Origin of the sequence: Arsenophonus endosymbiont of Apis mellifera, from assembly GCF_903968575.1 — a bacterium.
Taxonomy (GTDB): Bacteria; Pseudomonadota; Gammaproteobacteria; order Enterobacterales; family Enterobacteriaceae; genus Arsenophonus; species Arsenophonus apicola.
In genome coordinates this window covers 1-24,645 of the sequence record NZ_CAJCFU010000048.1, presented here as the reverse complement: position 1 = coordinate 24,645, position 24,645 = coordinate 1, and the positions used below count along the sequence as shown (strand labels likewise).

The 24,645-nt window shown below is 35.3% G+C and carries 20 protein-coding genes and 3 rRNA genes; 14 read left to right on the top strand and 9 right to left on the bottom strand.

Annotated elements, in window-relative coordinates; translation table 11 throughout:
- The first annotated feature begins 32 nt into the window (after positions 1–32).
- Positions 33–1,226, top strand: coding sequence for an NAD(P)/FAD-dependent oxidoreductase (locus tag H1X92_RS06090; RefSeq protein ID WP_180559311.1), 1,194 nt, complete (start codon positions 33–35; stop codon positions 1,224–1,226).
- Between the two features lie 604 nt (positions 1,227–1,830).
- Here H1X92_RS06090 and pckA read toward each other — a convergent pair.
- From pckA to H1X92_RS06070, 4 genes are all read right to left on the bottom strand, one after another.
- Positions 1,831–3,453 (bottom strand): phosphoenolpyruvate carboxykinase (ATP), encoded by a 1,623-nt coding sequence (gene pckA / locus H1X92_RS06085; RefSeq protein WP_180559310.1) that lies wholly within the window; start codon positions 3,451–3,453, stop codon positions 1,831–1,833.
- A gap of 197 nt (positions 3,454–3,650) precedes the next feature.
- Entirely contained in the window at positions 3,651–4,523 is an 873-nt protein-coding gene (hslO, locus tag H1X92_RS06080) for an Hsp33 family molecular chaperone HslO (RefSeq protein ID WP_180559326.1), read from the bottom strand.
- A 26-nt stretch (positions 4,524–4,549) separates the two neighbouring features.
- Positions 4,550–4,966: a ribosome-associated heat shock protein Hsp15 gene (gene hslR, locus H1X92_RS06075; protein ID WP_180559309.1), complete on the bottom strand. Its 417-nt coding sequence runs from the start codon at positions 4,964–4,966 to the stop codon at positions 4,550–4,552.
- A gap of 15 nt (positions 4,967–4,981) precedes the next feature.
- Positions 4,982–7,126 carry an IgaA/UmoB family intracellular growth attenuator gene (locus tag H1X92_RS06070; RefSeq protein ID WP_180559308.1) on the bottom strand — a complete coding sequence of 715 codons (2,145 nt, stop codon included), beginning with the start codon at positions 7,124–7,126 and terminating at the stop codon, positions 4,982–4,984.
- 349 nt (positions 7,127–7,475) lie between these two features.
- On the opposite strand from H1X92_RS06070, the gene nudE reads away from it, so the two are divergent.
- Positions 7,476–8,027: an ADP compounds hydrolase NudE gene (gene nudE / locus H1X92_RS06065; RefSeq protein ID WP_180559307.1), complete on the top strand. Its 552-nt coding sequence runs from the start codon at positions 7,476–7,478 to the stop codon at positions 8,025–8,027.
- 89 nt (positions 8,028–8,116) lie between these two features.
- Here nudE and mrcA read toward each other — a convergent pair whose 3' ends face one another.
- On the bottom strand, positions 8,117–10,642 hold the full coding sequence (mrcA, locus tag H1X92_RS06060; protein ID WP_180559306.1) for a peptidoglycan glycosyltransferase/peptidoglycan DD-transpeptidase MrcA: 2,526 nt from the start codon (positions 10,640–10,642) through the stop codon (positions 8,117–8,119).
- Positions 10,643–10,757: 115 nt separating this feature from the next.
- Here mrcA and pilM point away from each other — a divergent pair, with 115 nt between their 5' ends.
- The 11 genes from pilM to trpS all read left to right on the top strand — a co-directional run bounded on the left by pilM (position 10,758) and on the right by trpS (position 20,352).
- Positions 10,758–11,591: a pilus assembly protein PilM gene (pilM, locus tag H1X92_RS06055; RefSeq protein WP_180559305.1), complete on the top strand. Its 834-nt coding sequence runs from the start codon at positions 10,758–10,760 to the stop codon at positions 11,589–11,591.
- A 269-nt stretch (positions 11,592–11,860) separates the two neighbouring features.
- Complete coding sequence (locus tag H1X92_RS16225) at positions 11,861–12,145, top strand: PilN domain-containing protein (protein WP_180559325.1); 285 nt, start codon at positions 11,861–11,863, stop codon at positions 12,143–12,145.
- On the top strand, positions 12,132–12,656 hold the full coding sequence (locus H1X92_RS06045) for a hypothetical protein (RefSeq protein ID WP_180559304.1): 525 nt from the start codon (positions 12,132–12,134) through the stop codon (positions 12,654–12,656). Before H1X92_RS16225 ends, H1X92_RS06045 begins: the two co-directional genes overlap by 14 nt.
- A gap of 16 nt (positions 12,657–12,672) precedes the next feature.
- Positions 12,673–13,716 (top strand): secretin N-terminal domain-containing protein, encoded by a 1,044-nt coding sequence (locus H1X92_RS06040; protein WP_180559303.1) that lies wholly within the window; start codon positions 12,673–12,675, stop codon positions 13,714–13,716.
- A 621-nt stretch (positions 13,717–14,337) separates the two neighbouring features.
- Complete coding sequence (aroK, locus tag H1X92_RS06035; RefSeq protein WP_026823190.1) at positions 14,338–14,859, top strand: shikimate kinase AroK; 522 nt, start codon at positions 14,338–14,340, stop codon at positions 14,857–14,859.
- Positions 14,860–14,913: 54 nt separating this feature from the next.
- Positions 14,914–16,008 (top strand): 3-dehydroquinate synthase, encoded by a 1,095-nt coding sequence (gene aroB, locus H1X92_RS06030; protein WP_180559302.1) that lies wholly within the window; start codon positions 14,914–14,916, stop codon positions 16,006–16,008.
- A gap of 125 nt (positions 16,009–16,133) precedes the next feature.
- A complete protein-coding gene (locus H1X92_RS06025) occupies positions 16,134–16,994 on the top strand; it encodes an SPOR domain-containing protein (protein ID WP_180559301.1) in 861 nt (286 codons plus the stop codon).
- 79 nt (positions 16,995–17,073) lie between these two features.
- Entirely contained in the window at positions 17,074–17,904 is an 831-nt protein-coding gene (gene dam / locus H1X92_RS06020) for an adenine-specific DNA-methyltransferase (RefSeq protein ID WP_180559300.1), read from the top strand.
- A gap of 27 nt (positions 17,905–17,931) precedes the next feature.
- Entirely contained in the window at positions 17,932–18,603 is a 672-nt protein-coding gene (rpe, locus tag H1X92_RS06015) for a ribulose-phosphate 3-epimerase (RefSeq protein WP_180559299.1), read from the top strand.
- On the top strand, positions 18,603–19,307 hold the full coding sequence (locus H1X92_RS06010) for a phosphoglycolate phosphatase (protein WP_180559298.1): 705 nt from the start codon (positions 18,603–18,605) through the stop codon (positions 19,305–19,307). Before rpe ends, H1X92_RS06010 begins: the two co-directional genes overlap by 1 nt.
- Position 19,308: 1 nt before the next feature.
- On the top strand, positions 19,309–20,352 hold the full coding sequence (gene trpS, locus H1X92_RS06005; RefSeq protein WP_180559297.1) for a tryptophan--tRNA ligase: 1,044 nt from the start codon (positions 19,309–19,311) through the stop codon (positions 20,350–20,352).
- Positions 20,353–20,648: 296 nt separating this feature from the next.
- On the opposite strand, the gene sodA is transcribed toward trpS, so the two are convergent.
- Positions 20,649–21,275 carry a superoxide dismutase [Mn] gene (gene sodA, locus H1X92_RS06000; RefSeq protein WP_180559296.1) on the bottom strand — a complete coding sequence of 209 codons (627 nt, stop codon included), beginning with the start codon at positions 21,273–21,275 and terminating at the stop codon, positions 20,649–20,651.
- A gap of 339 nt (positions 21,276–21,614) precedes the next feature.
- Here sodA and acs point away from each other — a divergent pair, with 339 nt between their 5' ends.
- Positions 21,615–23,573, top strand: a complete 1,959-nt coding sequence (acs, locus tag H1X92_RS05995) for an acetate--CoA ligase (RefSeq protein ID WP_180559295.1) — start codon at positions 21,615–21,617, stop codon at positions 23,571–23,573.
- A gap of 150 nt (positions 23,574–23,723) precedes the next feature.
- Here the strand turns inward: acs and rrf (H1X92_RS05990) are convergent.
- From rrf (H1X92_RS05990) to H1X92_RS05980, 3 genes are all read right to left on the bottom strand, one after another.
- Positions 23,724–23,839: ribosomal RNA gene (rrf, locus tag H1X92_RS05990) — 5S ribosomal RNA — on the bottom strand.
- A 149-nt stretch (positions 23,840–23,988) separates the two neighbouring features.
- Positions 23,989–24,104, bottom strand: a 5S ribosomal RNA gene (gene rrf, locus H1X92_RS05985).
- Positions 24,105–24,284: 180 nt separating this feature from the next.
- Positions 24,285–24,645 (bottom strand): 23S ribosomal RNA (locus H1X92_RS05980); the annotation flags it as partial.

Genomic DNA, 24,645 nt, shown 5'->3' with positions numbered 1-24,645 from the left:
ATAAATATCTTTTCAGATAAAAGAGAAATTTTGTGGAAAAATTTGACGTAATCATTATAGGTGCAGGAGCGGCTGGTCTATTTTGTGCAGTTAATATAGGCCAAAAAGGTTTAAAAGTACTAGTACTGGATAATGGTAAAAAAGCGGGTAGAAAGATTTTAATGTCGGGTGGCGGGCGATGCAATTTCACCAACCTTTATATTGATCCTACTGCTTATATCTCTACTAATCCTCATTTTTGTAAGTCAGCACTAGCTCGCTTTACTCAATGGGATTTTATTGCATTAGTACAAAAACATCATATTCCTTATCATGAAAAAACATTAGGTCAACTTTTTTGTGACAATAGCGCACAAGATATCGTCAATTTACTATTAACTGAATGTAAAGTCGCTGGCGTTAGTTTACGCTTTCAAAGCGAAATAACTGAGATAAAAAAAATAGACAATAAGTATGTAGTCTCTGTTAATGAAAAAGTTATTAGTTCAAGTGCACTAATTGTCGCTAGCGGTGGTCTTTCAATGCCAAAACTAGGGGCAACTCCTTTTGGTTATCGTATAGCCGAACAATTTGGGCATAACATCCAGCCCACACGAGCAGCTTTAGTGCCTTTCACATTGCATAAGGCACTGCTTGACGTTTTACAAACACTCTCCGGTATTGCTATTTCAGTAAAAGTTAGTTCACAAAATGCAATGACATTCCAAGAAAATCTTTTATTTACACATAGAGGATTATCAGGCCCAGCCATTTTGCAAATCTCAAGTTACTGGCAGCCAGGAGAGCATATAAGTATTAATTTATTTCCCAATATTAATCTTATCGACTACTTAACCCATGAACTAACCATTAATCCTAATCTATCGCTAAAAAATCTATTAGCAAGATATCTACCTAAACGTTTTATCGAGACACTACAAATATTAAAAAGAATTCCAGATAACTCGTTAAAACAGCTTAATAAAAGGCAGATAAACATCATTGCGGAAAGATTACATAACTGGCAGATACAACCAAATAGTACAGAAGGTTACCGTACCGCAGAAGTCACGCTCGGTGGGGTTGATACGAGTAGTATTTCATCAAAAACAATGGAGTCAGAAAAAGTAGCCGGACTCTACTTTATTGGTGAAGTTGTTGATGTTACTGGTTGGTTAGGGGGATATAACTTTCAATGGGCATGGAGTTCAGCTTGGGCATGTGCTCAGCATCTGACAAGGTCATAACGCCTTCGTTATCGTTAACTTATTAATATTATCAGCTAAAATGATCTCTTTAATTTTTATTAATTGTCTTCAACCATAAAATTATTGTTTTAAGATTGTAAAACACATTATTATAAAAATATACTATATTTATCAGATAATAATAATTAAAAATGAATTTTTTACATTTATATTAAAAAAATCACTTTACAAATGATAGTGATAACCATTATCATTAAAACACTTTCAGATGAACCTTTCTGGGATCATATGAAAGGACGACATTGCTCACATTGCTTCCAGTGTTTACTTATGCCAGCCTAGCGCTGGCACTTTTTTTAGCACTTATCAATTTTAACTTTTATCCGATTAATTTTATCATCACGAGTAATTAATAAAGATTTCATTATAAGGTGGATGTTTTAATAGATTCCGCTTTTTGACTTATATACTATCGGATATAACGTAACAGCAAGGCCATAGAGACAACTTTAAAAAATTTTTGCTGTCCCATTTCAATTCATTAATACCGCAAGACATATTCACAATAAAATAAAAAATGCATAGATTTTATTCTATCCTATGCACTTTTTACTTTATTATCAGTAACCTTTTAATCAAAAAATTATAGCTTTGGACCTGCTTTCACAAGTGCCGCACCCACTGGGGTATCAGTATATTTCTCAAAATTATTAATAAATCGCTTAGCCAAATCTTTAGCTTTAACTTCCCATTGGCTGTTATCTGCATAAGTATGACGCGGATCTAAAATATTATTATCGACTACCGGCAAATGGGTTGGTATAGCTAAATTAAAAACAGGTAAATTTATGGTGTCTGCTTTATCTATATCCCCATTTAAAATTGCATCAATAATTGCACGAGTATCTTTGATCGAAATACGTTTGCCGGTTCCATTCCAACCTGTATTAACCAGATATGCTTTTGCGCCAGCGGCTTTCATACGTTTACCTAATACTTCAGCATATTGAGTAGGATGTAATGTCAGAAAAGCAGCCCCAAAACAGGCTGAAAAAGTAGGCGTAGGTTCAGTGATGCCGCGTTCGGTACCCGCTAATTTAGCGGTAAAACCTGACAAAAAGTGGTATTCTGTCTGTTCCTGTGTCAAACAAGATACCGGTGGCAAAACGCCAAAAGCATCGGCTGTCAGAAAAATCACTTTCGTCGCATGGCCTGCTTTAGATATTGGTTTAACAATATTATTAATATGGTAAATAGGATAAGAAACTCGGGTGTTTTCTGTTTTTGTTCCATCATTAAAATCGACCGAACCATCAGTTAAAACAGTGACATTTTCTAATAATGCATCACGTTTGATCGCATGATAAATATCAGGTTCTGCTGCTTCAGACAAATTTATTGTCTTAGCATAACAACCACCTTCAAAATTAAATACACCATCATCATCCCATCCGTGCTCATCATCACCAATTAATTTACGCTTAGGATCGGTAGAAAGGGTTGTTTTTCCTGTACCAGACAAACCAAAGAAAATCGCCACATCCCCTTTTTCTCCAACATTGGCTGAACAATGCATCGAAGCAATTCCTTTTAACGGCAGCAAATAATTCATGACAGAAAACAATCCTTTCTTCATTTCACCGCCATACCAAGTACCGCCAATAAGTTGCATACGCTCAGTCAAATTAAACGCCACAAAATTTTCTGAGTTTAAGCCTTGAGCCTGCCAGTTGGGATTAGTACATTTTGCACCATTCATGACAACAAAATCTGGTTGAAAATCAATCAATTCTTGTTCAGTAGGTCGAATAAACATATTTTTGACAAAATGTGCCTGCCAAGCCACTTCGGTAATAAAGCGCACCTTCAAACGGGTATCTGCATTCGCCCCGCAAAAAGCATCAATAATAAATAAACGCTTACCCGACAATTGGTTAGTCACCAAATCTTTTAATGATTTCCAGACTGCCTCGGTCATCGGTTTGTTATCATTTTTTCCTTTACCTTGATCCGCCCACCAAACGGTATTCATAGAAACGTTATCACGAACGATATATTTATCTTTGGGTGATCTACCAGTAAAAATACCGGTATCAACCGCCACTGCGCCTAAGTTAGTTTCAATACCGCGTTCATAGCCTTTTAAAGAAGGTTTTGTTTCTTCTGCAAATAATTGTTCATATCCTGGGTTATAAACGATTTCAGTAACTTGATGAATACCATATCTAGCCATCTCTTCTGGAGTAATCTTTTCTTTTGCACTCATTAATTTATGCTCCTAAATGAATTTTAACCTTAATTAGGACCTATCATAAATTTTTACTCGAAATTAACAGCGATAAAAATCAATAAATTTCATCTAAACTATTTTCTCAACTAGAAATGCGATCTAGAGCACAATCAACGTTACAGTAAAATATGTGTTTATAGCTTTTATTACGGCATAAAATAAGCACGGATGACTCAATGGATCTGCTGTTTTTTAATTCGCCTCAAGTCCTCAATATCTTGCTTATTAAACAGATAATTAGCCCCACAAAATTCACATTCAATATCAATTTCACCCCGTTCATGTAATATATGCTCAATGTCTTCATCAGGAAGAGATAGCAAAATGTTTACACAACGCTCTTTTGAGCAGTTGCAATGAAAGGTGACTGGCTGCGGATCAAATAAAGTCACATCTTCTTCATGATAAAGACGATGAAGAATTTCCTTTGCCTCTAAGTTATATAGCTCCTCGCCCTTAATCGTTGCGGTTAATTTTACCAGATGATCAAATTTATGCTGACTTTCACTAGCTGCAGAGGGCAGTACTTGCAATAATATTCCACCGGCAGCAGGCTGACCATTTATCTCAGCGGAATGAATAAATAAACGTGTCTGCAACTGTTCTGATTGTTTAAAATAATCATCCAAACATTCCGCTATTGTATTACTTTCCAATGCAACAACACCTTGATAACGCTCACCATTTGTTGGTGTAATCGTGATCACCATATAGCCTTGACCAATCATCTGTTTTAATGATGATTGATTAGTAACGGGTCCCTCAACACGAGCAACACCTCTCATTTGTTGATGATTATTTCCGTTTATTACCAGCATTTTTACAGGGCCATCTCCTTGAATTTGTAGGGTAATATCACCATCAAATTTTAAAGTTGCCGTTAATAAACTAGTGGCAACTAACAATTCACCCAATAATAAATTAACTGCTGGCGGATAATTGTGTTGATAAAGTATTTTTCTATAAGTCTCATTAACTGAAACTAGCTCACCACGAACAGCATCATCTTCAAACAAAAAACGGTGTAACTGGTCATATTTAGACATATTTTCTCTCATTACTAAAGTCGTCATCAAAATGACTCATTTAAATTTGTATGCTTAAATTTAATCAGGTTACGTCGTTCTTTCTTATCAGGACGACGTTCTGGATTTGGCATTGTTAATGAGTTGGTTTTCCGCGCTAATGCTAATTTTTCTCTATTAACAATACTGTCTTGTGTTTCACGATATAACGCTCTTGCTTCCGATGCGCCCCGTCGCTGATCGCTAATGGCCAATACTTTTATAGTTAGCTCATCATTTCCTTGTCTTAATTTTATAATCGCATGCTTTTCAACAACTTTACTTGGCTTACTGCGCTGCCCATTATAGTGAACTTTGCCACCCTCGATCATTTTACGGGCAATTGCGCGAGTTTTATAAAAACGTGCCGCCCATAACCATTTATCTAAACGGATAATCAAATCCATTTCTGATTGTGTTTTCATATTCGATTCATTACGTTAAATATTTTTTTGCTGGTCAGAAGAAGGAACAATATTGAAACAATGCTCATAATATTGTCGAATACTTTTTAATCGCCATTTATTTATACGCTTACGTGTAATAACCAGAATAAGATTCAATATAAAAGTTGCCATTAACAGCAAGTTTAATAGAAAAGCACTAATATAGCGTAAAAGTAAGATAGAGCTAGGTTTACTATGTAAAATAATATGACGCGTACCTTTTGCATCGACAAATAATTTAGTAATAATACCTTCTGCTTCAAAAGGCGTATGCATCAAAATATCTGACAATTTTTGCAGCTCCTGCCATTTTTGTAATGGAGTATAAGAATCAACAACAGGAGAGTGGAACGAAACTAGATCGACAAACGGTTTTCCTTCTTCACTAATAAGTAATACACCTCTGGCTGGTGGTGAATTCAATAATGCTGCTGCTTTTTCTATTTCTCTATTAATATAAAAAGATGTTGTTTCATTAACCAATTTTTCCAGGGTTTCTGCTCCACCTGGCCGTAATATCACATTTGTACCGGCTAATTTTCCATTTTTTGCTCGAGCAACAAGTACCGACCATTCGTAGGTATCACTTAAATTAACTAAAGCGCTCTTTAAACGAAAACATTCATTATTAAGTGGGCATAATGAATTTGTTTTTAAAATGATATCAGCAAAATTATCAAGCAAATTCATGCCGGATTTCATAATCTCGCGTCGAAGTTGCTGATTAACTTTATGATCTAGGTTATTAAAATAAAGCTGCTGTTTAACTGTTGTCGAAAGAGAAAATACTTTTTCAACTATATCAGATTCAGGTATAGGAGAGGGGCTTATATTATTCCAATAGATACCGGAACAATCAAAAGGAAGAAAATCAAATCGATTACCTTTCTCTATAAAATCAATAGGTACATAGCACATACCCACACCTTTAACTGCAATATAATCTCCAATCTGTAATGGCATTACTTCCAATTCAGAATAATTTGTTGTATGTCGATAATTTTCTCCATTAAGCCAATGAAAAATTAACCTCGCTGGTAAATGAACCGGTTCATAGAAATGAAGTAGTAACATGAGAAAAAAACTTGTTATCACCAACATTAAATTTTTGCCATATCTTTTATATGGATAACGACGTGCCTCTTCATGTAAAGATAAGTAACGTCCTTGACGAACAACGTAACCGTTTGCATACATATCAATATTAATAGCTTGATCAATCTCATATTCCAGGAATGGCTCCCAATGAGATGGATAAATAAGATCAATTCCAGCCAATGAAATATTATGTTTTTTACCTTTGTCAAACTCGCCGAATAAACCCAATCGTTTAGGTTTACCCTCTACACAACGAATATCTTGTTGATATCTTTTACGAAAAATATAGGGTCGATAAAGGAGATACACTCCAACAATAAAAGTAAGTCCGCCCAATAGCATTAACCAAGGAAAAAAAATAGCAATAACAAATAACGAAAGTGCACAAACAATTAGCCCAACACAAATAACGCCACCACCCCATAAACTAAACGATCGATTAAGCTTATACTCTTCCAATGTCTCTTTTCTAACCTTAATAAATTTTACCAGTTGCTGACCACTCTCTTGAATCAAAGCATTAACTGGTGGAAATGTTATTTCTCTAGCTAAATGAAATTCTTTAAAATCTTGCTTGAAATCAGCCAAAAAATGATTATTTACTGATATAACAAGAGGTAAGGTATCAGTTTCAACAACATCCATAACATTTTGCGTTGTTAAATAAGGTTCTAATTGTCGGGGTAAATGAACTTCTTTAGTATCAATAAAATAGCGCCATAAATTATCTTGCTCGTTGATTAAAGAAAAACGTGTTATTGCATTACAGCCCGAAGAAACCCAAGCATTTCTTTTAGGGAAATCAAATAACTTTCTTATTGTAGCCTCTTTTGTCTTTATTAAGATTTGTTCAGAATTGGTATATTTAAGATAATCACAAATTATCTGATATTCATCAGATGTAATTTTGCGATAATTAGCATGTATTAAGAAAGGTAATCTATCTACATCATTACCTTTTTTTCCCTTCATAAACAAAAAGAAAATTAATATAAACAAGCAAATAATTAAAATAACCAATATAACAAAAGGTAAGCTCATTTCTTCCCCGATGTAACGAATAATGCCTGTGCAGAATAACAACCATTTCCGTAGCTCTAAATAAGGTAATTCCTATTCTAGTTTTCTATTTTTAATATCAATAACAATGAGTTACGATTTATCATTATTTATTTTAACAAGATAGTAGTTCAATTAATAAGTAATTTAATAAAAATATTACTAAAACATCCTTATCCTAATAATCAATTCTGGTTAAATTTATTGATATATTATCACTAAATAGATAGATTGAATGACAATTGATTTCAGCAAAAAACTAAAAGTCCATCCTTGTCTTTAATATAAAAAGTTATAATCTATTCAACAAATTTTGTCCGGGACACAGTATATGAAACAAATGAAAAAACCCAAAATTCTGGATATAAAAAATATTGCTGAATCTAGACTTTTTCGTATCCAATCTGTTGATCTTGAATTTAGTAATGGCGTTAAGCGTCTTTATGAACGAATGCAGCCAACAATAAATGAAGCCGTACTGATTGTTCCTATTATCAATAACGAACTAATTTTAATTCGTGAATATGCTGTTGGTATTGAAGAGTATGAATTAGGTTTTCCTAAGGGAGCTATTGATAAAGGAGAAAGTGCCATTCAAGCTGCTATAAGAGAATTAAAAGAGGAAATTGGTTATGGCGCAAAACATGTTGAATTGCTAGGAAAACTAACAATATCCCCTGCCTATTTTTCTAGTAAAATGAATATATTCATTGCACAAAATCTTTATGAGGAAAAACTAGAGGGCGATGAACCCGAACCGCTAGAACAAATTCGTTGGCCAATTGACAATATGATGGAACTCCTTGATGTTAAAGATTTTAACGAAGCGAGAAATATTAGCGCTCTATTATATGCTCAACGTTATCTCAAAAATATTCGCTAACTCAATTAAGTCCTAATATTGTTAAATGAAATAGGGTCTATTTAATAACCCTAATTTCAACGACAAAAATTAAACAAAGTTATAAGTGTTCAAAAAAGTTCCTGACTATTGCCATCTTCAGAAATAACCATTGTACCTACCTCTCGAATAGCTGCTGTTTTAGGTTCAGTTCCTTCAATAAAATATTCCAAACTTTTACTTACTGAATTATCCGTTGCTAATTTACCGGTTTTGTTATCAATAGTAATAGAAATAATTCCTTCTGGGGGCTGTATTTTATTTTCCATCACTCCATCAAGAACAACTTTCATATAATCATTCCAGATAGGTTGAGCACTTTTTGCTCCCGCTTCGCCACCGGTAATAGTACGCCCTAAACTGCGTCTGTTATCATCAAAGCCTATCCAGGCTGTAGCAACTAGCTCGGGGCCATAACCAGAAAACCAAGCATCTTTAGAACTATTAGTCGTTCCTGTCTTTCCGCCAATATCTTTACGTTTAAAATCTCTCGCACGCCAGCCTGTCCCCATCCAACCAGGCTCTCCATAAATATTCGTCATCATTGCATTACTAATTAAAAAAGCCAAAGGTGTACTAATTACATGTGGAGCATATTTTTCTTGTTGAACCGTTATTGGCGTTTCACTATTAATATCTACTCTAGGTTCAAGCCTCATCGTCGGTGTTGTAGATTTAACTATATTCTCAATAGATTCTGCATTTATTTCTTTAATTTTTGGTACATCATCATAAATAACAGGTATATCGTTACATTGAGGACATGCGATTTTGGGCTTAGCTTCAAACACAATCTGACCTTCTAGCCCTTCAACTCGACTAATGAAATAAGGATCGATAAGGTAACCACCATTAGACATAACAGCATAACCTCGAACTATTTGCATAGGCGTAAATGACGGAGCACCTAATGCCAATGACTCTGTTCGATTAATATTTTCTTCAGGAAAGCCAAAGCGTTTTAGATAATCCGCCGCATAATCAACTCCCATTGCACGCATAGCTCGTACCATCACAACATTTTTCGACTGTCCTAATCCTTGCCGCAAACTAATTGGACCTGCATATTTGTCGGGAGAATTTTTAGGTCGCCAATCTGAATCAGCTCCAGCATCCCAACGAGTAATAGGCATATCATTTAATAACGAAGCTAACGTTAATCCTTTATCTAATGCTGCGGTATAAAGAAAAGGTTTAATATTGGAACCAACTTGACGTAATGACTGGGTTACTCGATTAAATTTACTTAACTCAAAATCAAACCCGCCAACCAACGCAACAATAGCGCCATCGATTGGATTGAGAGCAATAAAAGCTGAATTTGCTTCTGGTATTTGCGCTAACCACCAACTATCTTTAACCTGTCGTATACGAATTAATTCTCCCACTTTAACAACTTCGTTAACCGTTTTAGGTGTTACTCCTTGTCGCTCATCAGAAATATATTTACGTGCCCAAGAAACACCATTGATTGCCAACTCAACAGAAACACCATTTGACATTATAACTTCAGCTTTATTTCTATCAGTCGCAATAACTACAGCGGGAATTAATGGCCCATAAGTAGGTATTTTTTTTAGTTTTTCAATAATTTGTTCATGTGCCCAAGGTGTTTGTCGCTGCGTCCAAAGAGTTTTTTCTGCTCCTCGATAACCATGACGAATATCATAATTAATTAAGTTATTACGCAAAGCATTCTCTGCTGCTATCTGATCTTTACTGAAGATGGTGGTATAGACTTTATAACCATCGGTATAGGCATTCTCACCATAGCGTTTATAGAGCTCTTGCCTAACCATTCCTGCCAGATAGGGCGCTGAAAATAAAATTTTTGGTGCGTGATAAGTGGCTATAATTTTTTCACGCTTTGCTTCATTATATTGCTGTTGAGTAATATACCCCTCTTCTAACATCCGTAATAATACGATATTGCGACGATTTATCGCTCGTTCATAGGAATAAAGAGGATTAAAAGTAGAAGGTGCTTTTGGTAAACCTGCAATCATCGCAATTTCACTTAAACTTAATTCATTTACAGACTTACCAAAATAAACATAAGCAGCTGCACCTACACCATAAGCGCGATTTCCTAAATAAATCTTATTTAAATAAAGTTCCAGAATTTCATCTTTTGACAATAATTGCTCAATCCGGACAGCTAAAAACACCTCTTTAGCTTTACGCATCAATGTTTTTTCTCGGCTTAGGAAAAAATTTCTGGCTAACTGTTGCGTTATTGTACTAGCCCCTTGCGAAGCATGACCGGAAGCAGCTATGACCGATATAGCGCGAAAAACGCCTATAGGATCAATACCATGATGCTCATAATATCGGCTATCTTCCGTCGCAACAAAAGCTTTTATCATTAGTGGGGGAATTTCTTTTAAGGACAATGGAAGACGACGTTTCTCTCCAAATTGCGCGATCAACTCACCCTCTGCACTTAACACCTGCATAGGTACTTGCAATCGAACATCTTTTAATGTTGCTACATCAGGCAGTTCTGATTCGACATATTTGTACAAACCAAAAATAGATCCAGCCCCCAAAACTAGACAACAAACTATAAAAAAAAGAAAAAACTTTACGATCTTCACCTGAAATTCCCATTTACGATTTATTGGGTGGTTTATAAACAATGAATACTTAGTATAAATGTTCGAAAATACTTTGAATATGGAATTTTATACATTAACAATAGGGAAATCGTCTATGCTTTTACACAAATGGCAGATTGGCCTTGATATACATCATAATAAAATTCAACTTGTGGCTGCTACTCGACACAGACATGGCTGGCAACTTCGCGAATGTTGGCAACATTCTTTACCAATAATTAAAACCCAAGATACTGAAACCCAAAATATTCGTATAACCACGCTAAAAAATATCCTGCAACAATGGTGCAAAAAACTACCTAACAATTGTGATGCAAGATTCTCTTTATCGACATTACAAATCCTAAAATCTCACTTCCTTTTACCCGAAAAAATAACACTAACTGAACCAGAAATTGGCTGGCTGGTCCATAGTAAAGCTGAAACCCTATTTCCTATGGATATCAGTGAGCTTGTTCTGGATTATCGTATTTATCAAAAGCAAATTTACCTTTGTGCGACTAGACGTAGTGATATTGTTTTTTGGTCTGAATTATTGCATGAAGTAGGTTTTTCACTTTCTGTCATCGATATATCTCCTAATGCCCTTCGTTACTTAGCACACAAAGCCTCTATTACTGATAACACTTGGCTTATTTATCGGCGACAACAAGAGTGGATATGTGCTGGCCCTTTATATCAATCAATACACTACCAGCCACTTGAGATAACTGAGGTAGACTCTATAGAAAAACTAGTATTATTACTACCTAAAGAAACCCAACAACAACCTAATACTATTTTTTACCTCGGTAACGATATAAAGCATCATCATTTTTCCACTTGGTCTCTGTTAGATTCTTTTCAATATTACTCTATCAAGTTACCAAAAGATTTCCATAATTTTGCGATCGCCGCAGGTTTAGCCCTTCGTGAGGTAGATAAATGATTTATCAAGTCAATTTTCTGCCATGGCAGAAAAAACGCCTCAAACAACGCCATTATGATTGGTTATCTCTCTTTTTTATACAAATTTCAAGTTTACTAATAATTCTGTTTTTTATATTTGATAGACATAAACAGCAATACCTTCATTAACAATATTTACTTGATAATGAAAAAATAGAAATTGCTGCCATTGAACAACAACTTGCTAACATTAAGCAACAGCGACAGCAACTTGATCAATTAACTCAACAACTCAATACGTTAATTTAAATCGCTAACCACAACAAACGACAACTTTATTTACTAAAACAAATTCCAAATATTCTGCCAACAGGTAGTTGGTTAGAAGGGCTTTCAAGCCAAGGAGATAAATTAATAATTGAAGCAAATAGCCATGATTATCATGAAATTTTATCGTCCATGCGCCAATTAACCGAGCAAAAGTTAGTAACTCAAATCCAATTAGAAACAATACAACTAACCTCACAGAATATTCAAAAAACCACATTAAATGCAAACTGGCTACGTTCGGAGGAACAATATGATAAAAAATAAAATATATGAATGGTTTTACAGGCCATTATGGAAACAGCTTATCCCACAATGGTTAACGCTTTTTTTAATTTTTCTCTTTTTCTTTATTTTTTATTGGTCAAAACATTCTTTAATCATTAATGAAATGAATCAACAACGGAAAAACAACAGACAACATATCAATATATTAAAAATACAACTTATACAAAACATAACAAAAAACAAATTAAAAACTCTGCTAAACAAAAAGAAACAACAAATAACAGACTTACTTACTTCAATACCGACATCTTCTCTGGTTTCTGCTCAATTTAATTTTCCGCTACCTACTTCAGGTGAAAAACTCATCTATTGGCAACAACAAAATCAAAATAATCGTGTAGATTACTATTTCACAATTTTAACAAGCTATTATCAATTAATTGCCTTTGTCGAAAACTTACAAAAAACCCATCCACTCCTCCTTATTCATCAGCTAAAAATAACACCCAAAAAAATAACTTATATTGCGAATTCATTCTCTCATCCATAACAAAAAGTCTAACATAATGAATTTACTTAATTTAATATTAATTGTAGTATTAATAACATTATTTAGCGTTAATGCTATAGCCGCCAGAGAACCCTTTACCCCGCCAAAAATAGAAGAAATTATTGAAAACAATGTTACTCATACATTACCAATACCTGAAGAAAAGAGTGATATACATTATCTAACTTACCCCCTGCAATATGCTGAAGCAGAATTATTAGCATCTCAACTTTCACAAAAAAATCCCCCCTTACTCACCAAAAAAGGAAAAGTTTTCGCCGATAAACAGACCAATAACTTAATTTTTGAAGATACTCAGAGACACATTGAACGGCTTCAATCCTGGCTAAAAAAAATTGATATTCCACAACAACAAGTACAAATCACAGCCTATATTATCAATACAAGTCGAGAGGCTTTATATGAACTAGGTATCTTTTGGGAACTCAGTGCCGATAAAATGAACCAAGTCGGAATTAGCAGGCTGAATATTCATCAACCAACACCATCTTCAATTCCACATATCGCTTTCAATATTGCCAAAATTAAAAGTCACTTATTGTCACTGGAATTGAGTGCTTTAGAACAAGAAAATCAACTATCTATCATTGCCAGCCCCAGATTGATGGCCTCTCATAACCAATCGGCCAGCATTAAGCAAGGCACAGAAATTCCTTATATCATTCAAAGTAATAAAAAAAGTCAGATAAAATTTAAAGAAGCAATACTAGGAATGGAAGTTAAGCCTACCATTTTACGAGGAGGTAAAGTTCGTCTATCGCTAAAAATTAGTCAAAATAGCCCCAATACTACTCTACTAGCAAATACTTACCAACATATTGCTATTAATAAACAAGAAATATCAACGCAAGTTACGATTAATCATGGAGAAACACTTATTTTAGGTGGAATTTTCCAACAGAAAAAAAACAATCAACAACAAAAAATTCCTTACCTAGCAGAAATTCCTTTCTTTGGCCAGTTATTCACCAAAGATGGAAAACAAACTTATCACAGAGAATTAGTCATATTTATAACACCTCAATTAATTAATATTTAATAAAATATAGTAACCAATAATTATTTTTTATAATATAACTTCATACTAAAAGGCGCTAAAAAGAGCAAAAATCATCCGATTATTGTGAATAATGGATTATAAATTTGACGATAAGAAAGATTTAGCTTACAAAGTTAAATATTTGGCGAAATAAACAATGTAAGTGCGTACACTCGATGATAAAACCTTTATATGTACGATTAAAGTTGCATTTTTAGCTAATCTATTGCGATAATTTTTATATCCAATTTAATATCATTCATAATCGGCAGCAAATAATACGCTTTCCGTTTAGATATCGACGTGGTTTTCAAATTGATTGATGTTAAACTTAGTGCGCAAACAAACTTAAAGACGAATACTTGAGCTTTGTAATACTGTATATTACGTATTACGAGACATTTGGGATTTTAAACCTGTGAAGAAATACTGCTATCAGTTATGTTCCAAAAACAGGCCCTCCGATATAATTCAGAAAAAACTGAATGTATTTGGGATTTTTTTGCTTTTATATGCAAGAAAAGGTGTCAATACTCATGAGGTTTCAATTATAGGTCCCGTTGCTAATTTGATTGGCGGGGCGGGTTATCATTAACGAATAATCTTAGTAATACCAAAAACATGGCAGAGAAACGTAATATCTTTCTGGTTGGGCCTATGGGCGCCGGAAAAAGTACTATTGGTCGCCAGCTAGCGCAGCAACTTAGTATGGAGTTTTTTGATTCCGATCAAGAAATTGAACGACGTACTGGTGCTGATGTGAGTTGGGTATTTGATTTGGAAGGCGAAGAAGGTTTTCGGGAACGTGAAGAAAAAATCATCAATGAGCTTACAGAAAAACAAGGAATTGTCCTAGCAACAGGGGGAGGATCGGTAAAATCAAAAGAAACACGTAACCGTTTGTCTGCTCGCGGGGTGGTCGTTTATCTTGAAACAACGATTGAAAAACAAATGGCACGAACACAACGCGATAAAAAAAGACCTTTATTGCAAGTAGATCAGCCTGCTCGTGAAGTTTTAGAAAAACTCGCTCATGAACGTAATCCACTTTATGAAGAAATCGCAGACATTACTATTCATACCGACGATCAAAGTGCAAAAGTGGTTGCTAACCAAATCATTGGATTATTAGAAAATACTTGATTTCAATAAATCAACATGAATGACTGATTGACATGCCATAAAGGTAAAATCAATATGGAAAAATTGACAGTTACACTTGGTGAACGGAGTTACCCTATTAGCATCGCCTTTGGTTTACTTAACTCACCTGACGCATTTTTGCCGCTTAAAAGTGGCGATTACGCGATGATTGTAACGAACAAAACGCTACATTCCCTTTATTCTACAAGAGTAAAAACTACTCTTACAAAAATGGGCGTCAAAGTTAATGAGATCATTCTACCTGATGGAGAACAGTACAAAACATTAGCTATTCTTGATACCGTCTTCACTGCTTTATTGGAAAAAAATCATCCTCGAAGCACCACTCTTATTGCCCTTGGGGGCGGAGTTATTGGTGACTTGACAGGATTTGCTGCCGCCTGCTACCAAAGAGGCGTTCGTTTTATCCAAGCACCAACCTCACTTCTATCTCAAATTGACTCATCTGTTGGAGGAAAAACAGCTGTCAATCATCCGTTAGGTAAAAATATGATTGGTGCTTTCTATCAACCTATATCGGTTATTATTGATTTAGATAGTCTAAAAACATTACCAGCACGTCAGTTCTCTTCAGGCTTAGCAGAAATTATTAAATATGGAATTATTCTAGATTATGATTTTTTTTGTTGGTTAGAAAAAAACATTAGTAAACTATTTGAGTTTGACGAAAAAACAATAAGTTATTGCATCCGGCGTTGCTGTGAACTAAAAGCAGAAATCATCGCCATAGATGAAAAAGAAATTAATGGAAAACGTGCATTATTGAACTTAGGACATACCTTTGGTCATGCTATTGAAACTGAATTAGGCTATGGTTGCTGGCTACATGGCGAGGCAGTTGCTGCAGGTATCGTGATGGCTGCAAAAACTGCAGAGTTAATCGGCCAATTTGATAATAATGATACTCAACGCATTTTAAACTTACTGAGGCAAGCAAATCTTCCCACTAAAGGACCAGCAAAAATGGCTGCTGAAGCTTATTTACCTCACATGATGAGAGATAAAAAAGTAGTTAATAATCAACTTAATCTGGTGCTACCTAAATCTATTGGTAATGCAGAATTATACTCTAATATAAGCCATGAGATTGTTTTAAAAGCAATTAAGCAATGCCTATATGCAGATTAAACCGTGATTGAGATAGCAAGATAGCTATAGTGACACTATAATAAATATCCATATTTTAGAATCAAACTGCACAAAAAATCATCTTTATCCATGATATGAGGTCATTCACCTTAAAGGGAGGGGAAATGGACGAGTTTAAACCAGAAAGAGATCCTCAAGATCAAAGTAACTTCCGGCCAGATACTTCAGATAGGCCTGTATTACGTTCACGTCAACAAGGATCTAAACATCATCTAGCTTCTCGGCAACATGTCATGATAGGTATCGCTGTTTTGGTTCTATTATTACTCATTATCGCGATTAGCTCAGCACTTAAAGCACCAACTAATCATGAGAAAGAACATAACTCTGTAACAAATAATGAACGTAACATTGATATTTCTAAATCAACAACTCTGTCAAATGAGTCTTCTATATCTCAAGAACAAAACCAACCACAAAACGTAACTATGCCTTCAATTAGTGATACCCCAACTGAAGGAACGTTGCCTCCAGCTAACCAAGGGCAAGGTAAACGTATTGAAATTCCTGGTGACGTTGTTGATGCTTTACGGCAGGGCCAAACATTGCCGACTACAAAGCAACAATTGGTTGAAAATTCAACATCAACAATACTTCCTTCGACTACACCACCTAAAATCGTTGAACCAGTTAAAACTAATCCTGAAACAAAAACAAAACCTATAGTTCGAACACATACAAACCATAGTGGTGATTTATTATCAGCCCCAGCAAGTAATTACACCCTACAATTAAGTAGTGCTAGCCGTTCAGACTCCCTAGAAGCATTTGCTAAAAAAAATCGCTTAACTAATTATAAAATCTATAAGACCGTACGTAATGGACAACCGTGGTATGTTCTTATCCATGGTAATTACCACTCAGTCAGTGAAGCAAAAAACGCAATTTCAACTTTGCCCACTTCTGTGCAGGAAAAAAAACCCTGGGTTAGAAAATTTCAGCAAGTTAAGCAAGATCAAAAATAAAGAATTATTAGGCGCAAATATGCTGTCCTAAACAGAGATATACCAAAAACTCTGGAACATTTAGATAAAATTTGGCGGCATGAAGAAAAAACGCGCTTTTTTAAAATGGGCTGGCGGTAAATATCTTCTGGTAGAAGAAATTAAAAAATATCTACCAGAAGGTGATTGTCTGGTAGAGCCATTTGTCGGGGCAGGTTCAGTATTTTTGAATACCAACTATAATGCTTACATCCTAGCTGACATTAATAATGATCTTATCAATTTATATAATACCGTAAAATACCATGCTGATACATTTGTACAGCATTCACGTAAGCTTTTTAACTCTGAGTTTAATACGCCTGAGCAATACTACCGTTTACGAACTGAATTTAACCTATGTAATAATTCTCAACGCCGTAGTGAACTATTTTTATATCTTAATCGTCATTGCTACAATGGTCTTTGTCGCTATAATTCAAAAGGTGAATTTAACGTTCCATTTGGTCGTTATAAAAAACCTTATTTTCCCGAAGATGAACTCTATTGGTTTGCTGAAAAAGCACAAAAAGCTATTTTTATCTGCCAAACCTATCAAGAAACATTGCTATCAGTAAATAAAAGTGCTGTTGTTTACTGTGATCCACCCTATACACCGCTTTCAGATACAGCTAATTTTACCGCCTATCATACAAATAGTTTTGGCAACAAAGAACAATACAATCTGGCTCAAATCGCTTATCACTTATCATCAACACGCGGAATACCAGTATTAATATCAAATCATGATACACCAGCGACTAGAGAATGGTATCATCACGCCAAGCTAAATGTTGTTAAAGTACGTAGAACAATTAGTCGCAATAGCCTTGCTCGTAGAAAAGTCGACGAACTTTTGGCATTCTATAATCCAACTTATAAAAAAAAGTAAAAGGTAAAAAACAAATCGGAGATAATAATGAAAGATTTTCTGATTGCCCCCTCTATTTTATCCGCAAATTTTGCATGTTTAGGTGAAGATACTGAGAATGTAATTAAAGCTGGAGCAGATATTGTCCATTTTGACGTGATGGATAACCATTATGTCCCCAATTTAACTTTCGGCCCAATGATATGTAAAGCATTGCGCGATTATGGTATTAAAGCTCCCATTGATGTACATTTGATGGTAAAACCAGTAGATAGACTGATCCCAGATTTTGCTAAAGCTGGTGCAACCTATATTACCTTTCACGCTGAAGCAAGCGAGCATATTGATCGCACATTACAATTAATTAAAGATAACGGATGTAAAGCCGGGTTAGCGTTTAATCCTGCAACACCATTGAACTATTTAGATTACGTAATAGATAAATTAGATATGATCCTAATTATGTCGGTAAATCCTGGTTTTGGTGGGCAATCTTTTATTCCACAAACCCTAAATAAATTGCGTCAAGTTCGTAAAATGATTGATAGTAATGGTTATAATATTCGCCTAGAAGTTGATGGTGGCATCAATGTTAATAATATTATTAATGTTGCAAATGCAGGCGCTGACACTTTTGTCGCAGGTTCTGCAATCTTTAATCAACCAGATTACAAAACTGTCATTGATGCTATGCGTAAAAAATTAGCTGAGGCGATTTAATGACATTAAAAAAATTAACCGATATTCAAGCTATCGCATTTGATTTGGATGGTACATTAGTCGACAGTGTTGGCGGATTAGCTGATGCCTTAGATCATGCTTTAATTAATCAGCAATTACCTGCTGCCGGTAAAGAACTTGTTTCCACTTGGGTTGGTAATGGTGTCGATATTATGATAGAACGCGCATTAACTTGGGCAAATATTAAAATTACACCAAAAATAAAAAATAATATTCATCAACTATTTGATAAAATTTATGCAACAACAGTCATAACAGGTAGTCAGCTTTTTCCTGGAGTAAAAGAAACATTAGCAGAATTAGCCAAACAACCTTTTCCAATGGCAATCGTCACCAATAAACCAACACCATTTATTGCCCCTTTATTAAAAAAATTAGCAATTAATTCTTATTTTTCTTTAATATTAGGGGGAAATGACGTAAAAGAGAAAAAACCCCATCCGGCTCCACTATATCTTACAATGGGAAAATTTGGCCTACATAAAAATCAATTATTATTTGTCGGCGATTCTCATAACGATATCTTAGCTGCTAAAGCGGCTGGCTGTCCTTGTGCGGGTTTAACTTATGGATATAACTATGGTGAATCTATCGCATTAAGTAAACCAGATTATGTATTAGATAATTTTGCCGATCTACTTCCTGCGTTAGGACTACCACCTTTGAAAATTCTGGAATCGTAATATGAATACACCCCCAATAAAATCAACTAATACTCTCAAAAAACCTATTGTATTCAGTGGGGCTCAACCGTCTGGGGAATTAACCATCGGCAACTATATTGGCGCATTACGTCAATGGGTTCACATGCAAGATAAATATGACTGTATTTATTGTATTGTTGATCAACATGCCATTACAGTCCGTCAAGATCCCAAAGAGTTAAGAAAGCGTACGCTTGATACATTAGCCTTATATCTAGCTTGCGGTATCGATGTTAAAAAAAGTATTATTTTTGTTCAATCCCATGTTCCTCAACATGCTCAACTTAGCTGGGCCCTTAACTGTTACACCTATTTTGGTGAATTAAGCCGCATGACACAATTTAAAGACAAATCAACCCGTCATGCTGAAAATATTAATGCTGGATTATTTGATTATCCAGTATTAATGGCTGCAGATATTTTACTTTACCAGACAAACCAAGTCCCGGTTGGTATTGATCAAAAACAACATTTAGAATTAAGCCGTGATATCGCTCAACGTTTTAATTCGCTCTATGGTGAAATATTTACTATACCCGATCCCTTTATTCCGGAAAAAGGCGCGCGGGTTATGTCTCTACAAGAACCGCAAAAAAAGATGTCAAAATCAGACGATAATCGCAATAATGTTATAACCTTATTAGAAAATCCTAAATCAGCAGCTAAAAAGATAAAACGTGCTGTCACTGACTCTGACGAGCCACCACAAATTTACTATGATTTAGAAAATAAACCGGGTATTTCTAATCTAATAGATATCCTTTCTGGCATAACAGCTATATCTACCTCGGAGATAGAAAAACAATTTGCTGGAAAAATGTATGGCGATCTTAAAAACACTGTTGCTGAAGCTGTTTCTGATATGTTAATAAATATCCAAAGTCGTTTTGATGAATTTCGTAATAACGAAAAATTATTAAATGATATTATGTCTGAAGGTGCTAGCAAAGCAGAGGCTCGCGCTCAAATAACGCTTAGTAAAGTTTATGATGCTATTGGTTTTATTAATCCTATAAAAAATTAACTCTCTTCTCCCCGTAAAATACGTGGGAGATTGACACTAAGAATAAATTATTTATAAAAATTAATAACAATGAAAAGTAAAATAAGAGCAAATCTTTATTTTATTAATATATTTATCAAACAAGGAAACAATATTTAGTAAAAGAAATTATTTTTTTCAACTGATTATATAAACAATTAACAGTGTTTTGTAATTTTTATTGTTATATTTTTAATTGTTATCCCAAAAATATTAGTAGGCCAGTAAGTAATCTGGCACCACTAACATTGAAAAGAAACAAACAGGTATCGTCAATGTTATTTTACTTTTTGCGCAAAACGTTTCGCAGCTTCATCCCAGTTAACAACCGACCAAAAAGCTTTAATATATTCAGGACGACGATTTTCATATTTAAGGTAATAAGCATGTTCCCAAACATCAAGCCCTAAAATAGGATAACCAGAAACACCGGAAATAGACTCACCCATTAACGGATTATCTTGATTAGCTGTCGAAACAACCGCCAGTTTTCCATCCGATTTCAAGACTAACCACGCCCAACCAGAACCGAAACGAGTTGCAGCCGCTTTTTCAAAGATTTCTTTAAAATTTTCTACACTATCAAAATCACGTTCAATTGCCGATTTCAGCTCACCTTTTAGTTCAGTACCAATTTTTAATCCAATCCAAAACATACTATGATTGGCATGCCCGCCTGCATTATTGCGTAAAAAGGTACGCTTATCAGATGGCACTTTATCTAAATTTTGAATTAAATCATATATATCAAGTTTGGCAAGCTCAGGAAAATCTTTTAAAGCATCATTGGTATTGTTGACATATGTTTGGTGATGTTTGGTATGATGGATCCTCATTGTCCTTTCATCAAAATGTGGCTCTAGTGCCCCATATTCATAAGGTAGGGAAGGTAATGTATAGCTCATTTTCATTAACTCCTGTTACTGAAATATAAAATAAATGTTTTAATCAATACTTATTTTACAAGGATTACCATCATATTGAAAACAATTATAAACAATACATTTTTTAAGGTTTTTTATTATCTATAAAAAACAACTCATTAATTACATCAAAATAAAAATTACAATAAAAAACATCAATTAAATGAATTTAAACATAATAATTAATTAACAAACAATTAAAATAAAATGAAGCAGCAACATTTACGTGATCACTAACACAAAAAAAAAACAAATTCTTACACATAGGGTTAGTTAATCGCTATTTAGCATATGATTAACCCAAATGAGGAGAAGAAAAATATGATATCAACATTCAAGTACCCCATTCCTACTGAAATTGCCGCACGTACCTTAATTAATAAAAAACAGTATTTACAAGATTATCAATTATCACTTGAAGATCCTGACGCATTTTGGCGAGAAAAAGGTCAAATCGTTGATTGGATAAAACCTTATACCAAAGTAAAAAACACTTCATTTGACCCGGGTCACATTAACATCCAATGGTTTGAAGACGGCACTTTAAATTTAAGTACTAACTGCCTAGATCGCCATTTACAATTACGTGGTGATCAAACTGCAATCATTTGGGAAGGCGATGACCCATCACAATTTTATCATATAACCTACCGCCAACTTCATCATGATGTCTGTCTATTTGCCAATGCGTTAAAAAAACTAGGCATCAAAAAAGGCGATGTTGTTGCCATTTATATGCCGATGATACCTGAATCCGCTATCGCCATGTTAGCATGCACACGCATTGGCGCTATTCACTCTGTTATCTTTGCTGGATTTTCACCAGAAGCTATTGCAGGACGCATTACTGACAGTAAAGCTAAACTTATTATTACCGCAGATGAAGGGTTAAGAGCAAATCGTACTATACCGCTGAAAAAAAATGTTGATGAAGCGTTAAAAAACCCGACTGTCAAAACAATTAATAATGTTATTGTTTTTAAGCGAACCGGTAATCAAATCGACTGGCAACAAAAACGTGATCACTGGTGGCATGAAATTATTAAAGGGCTTAACGCTGATTGTCCTGCTGAAGAAATGAATGCAGAAGATCCTTTATTTATTCTTTATACCTCAGGTTCAACAGGTAAACCAAAAGGCATTTTACACACCACTGGAGGCTATTTAGTTTATATTTCTCTTACTTTCAAATACGCCTTTGACTATCAGGCAAAAGAAACTTATTGGTGTACTGCTGATATAGGTTGGATAACAGGTCATAGTTACTTAATTTATGGCCCTCTATCCAATGGCGCCACTACGTTAATGTTTGAAGGAGTACCTAACTATCCAAGTATAAACCGTATGAGCCAAGTAATTGATAAACATAAAGTAAATATTTTATATACTGCACCAACGGCAATACGTGCTTTGATGGCCGAAGGTGATAAAGCTATTGAAGGTACCCAGCGTAATTCTTTAAAAATTTTAGGCTATGTCGGTGAACCTATTAACCCAGAAGCTTGGGAATGGTACTACAAAAAAATAGGTAATAGCCATTGCCCTATTATTGATACATGGTGGCAAACTGAAACCGGCGGTTTTATGCTTTTACCTTTACCGGGAGCTACTGAACTTAAACCAGGATCTGCCACATTACCTTTTTTTGGTATTAAGCCCGAGCTTATTGATAACTTGGGTAATTTACTTGAAGGTATTGCTGAAGGCAATCTTGTCATCATGGATTCGTGGCCAGGGCAAGCTAGAACAATTTATGGTGACCATGAACGCTTTGAACAAACCTATTTTTCACTATTTAAAGGTATGTATTTCAGTGGGGACGGTGCTCGCCGCGATGAAGACGGTTATTATTGGATAACCGGTCGTGTTGACGACGTTTTAAATATTTCGGGCCATCGTTTAGGTACAGCCGAAATCGAATCCGCACTTGTAGCCTTCCCTAAAATTGCTGAGGCTGCCGTCGTTGGTGTTCCACATAATATTAAAGGACAAGCAATTTACGCCTACATTACATTAAATCATGGAGAAAAACCTTCAACAGAACTTTATAATGACGTACGCAATTGGGTGCGTAAAGAAATTGGTCCAATAGCCACACCAGATATTCTTCATTGGACTGATGCTTTACCAAAAACTCGCTCAGGTAAAATTATGCGACGTATTCTAAGAAAGATTGCCACTGGTGATATAAACAATTTAGGAGATACATCAACCTTAGCCGATCCTAGTGTTGTTGAAAAATTACTAGAAGAAAAGGATTCAATCAATATTTCTAGTTAGATTAGTCAATTACCAATAATAAACTCTAAAAATATTAACAAAGATGGTCGATAAAATAGATATAATTCAACTATAAAATATATTATTCATTAACATAGATTTATTATTTATATAGAAAAGCCACCTTTATAGGTGGCCTTGATATTTTAAGCTTAGCAGTTCCCTACTCTCACATGGGGAGACCCCACACTACCATCGGCACTACGGCATTTCACTTCTGAGTTCGGCATGGGATCAGGTGGAGCTACCGCGCTATAGCTACTAAGCAAATTCTTTTCTATTTATATTCTATCGAACATTCAAATAGCGCATTCATCAAATTAATAATTAAAATTATAGATAAACAACGACTAACCAAACTGTCCTGTCACATATTTATTTCACTAATGGCCTCAGCCATTAGCATTAAATTAACGTCTGGCAGCTCCCTACTCTCACATGGGGAGACCCCACACTACCATCGGCGCTACGGCATTTCACTTCTGAGTTCGGCATGGGATCAGGTGGCACCACCGCGCTATTACCGCCAGACAAATTCTTTTTTCGCTATCCTGTTTCGTTACGCTACTGCCTCGGGCGCTCATCTCGGCTGCCTCTCGCTATGCGCAGGCCATCTCGCCCGTTGACTTCTAGCGCCGTAACCGCTTACAGGCACCAATCTCTGAACAAGCTAAAATCTCTTCTCTCTTCTCAAAACACCTTCGGTGTTGTCAGGTTAAGCCTCTCGGGTCATTAGTACTGGTTAGCTCAACGTATCGCTACGCTTACACACCCAGCCTATCTACGTCCTCGTCTCGAACACCCCTTATAGGACATTACTGTCAGGGAAGACTCATCTTGAGGCAAGTTTCCCGCTTAGATGCTTTCAGCGGTTATCTCTTCCGCACTTAGCTACCAGGCGATGCCATTGGCATGACAACCTGTACACCAGTGGTGCGTCCACTCCGGTCCTCTCGTACTAGGAGCAGCCCCCCTCAATCTTCCTTCGCCCACGACAGATAGGGACCGAACTGTCTCACGACGTTCTAAACCCAGCTCGCGTACCACTTTAAATGGCGAACAGCCATACCCT

Coding starts and splice junctions, on each gene's coding strand:
- pilM (WP_180559305.1), top strand. CDS start 10,758: ATGCTTTTACACAAATGGCAGATTGGCCTTGATATACATCATAATAAA.
- nudE (WP_180559307.1), top strand. CDS start 7,476: ATGAAACAAATGAAAAAACCCAAAATTCTGGATATAAAAAATATTGCT.
- hslO (WP_180559326.1), bottom strand. CDS start 4,523: ATGTCTAAATATGACCAGTTACACCGTTTTTTGTTTGAAGATGATGCT.
- H1X92_RS06070 (WP_180559308.1), bottom strand. CDS start 7,126: ATGAGCTTACCTTTTGTTATATTGGTTATTTTAATTATTTGCTTGTTT.
- sodA (WP_180559296.1), bottom strand. CDS start 21,275: ATGAGCTATACATTACCTTCCCTACCTTATGAATATGGGGCACTAGAG.
- acs (WP_180559295.1), top strand. CDS start 21,615: ATGATATCAACATTCAAGTACCCCATTCCTACTGAAATTGCCGCACGT.
- H1X92_RS06045 (WP_180559304.1), top strand. CDS start 12,132: ATGATAAAAAATAAAATATATGAATGGTTTTACAGGCCATTATGGAAA.
- dam (WP_180559300.1), top strand. CDS start 17,074: ATGAAGAAAAAACGCGCTTTTTTAAAATGGGCTGGCGGTAAATATCTT.
- trpS (WP_180559297.1), top strand. CDS start 19,309: ATGAATACACCCCCAATAAAATCAACTAATACTCTCAAAAAACCTATT.
- hslR (WP_180559309.1), bottom strand. CDS start 4,966: ATGAAAACACAATCAGAAATGGATTTGATTATCCGTTTAGATAAATGG.
- aroB (WP_180559302.1), top strand. CDS start 14,914: ATGGAAAAATTGACAGTTACACTTGGTGAACGGAGTTACCCTATTAGC.
- H1X92_RS06025 (WP_180559301.1), top strand. CDS start 16,134: ATGGACGAGTTTAAACCAGAAAGAGATCCTCAAGATCAAAGTAACTTC.
- H1X92_RS06010 (WP_180559298.1), top strand. CDS start 18,603: ATGACATTAAAAAAATTAACCGATATTCAAGCTATCGCATTTGATTTG.
- aroK (WP_026823190.1), top strand. CDS start 14,338: ATGGCAGAGAAACGTAATATCTTTCTGGTTGGGCCTATGGGCGCCGGA.
- rpe (WP_180559299.1), top strand. CDS start 17,932: ATGAAAGATTTTCTGATTGCCCCCTCTATTTTATCCGCAAATTTTGCA.
- pckA (WP_180559310.1), bottom strand. CDS start 3,453: ATGAGTGCAAAAGAAAAGATTACTCCAGAAGAGATGGCTAGATATGGT.
- H1X92_RS06040 (WP_180559303.1), top strand. CDS start 12,673: ATGAATTTACTTAATTTAATATTAATTGTAGTATTAATAACATTATTT.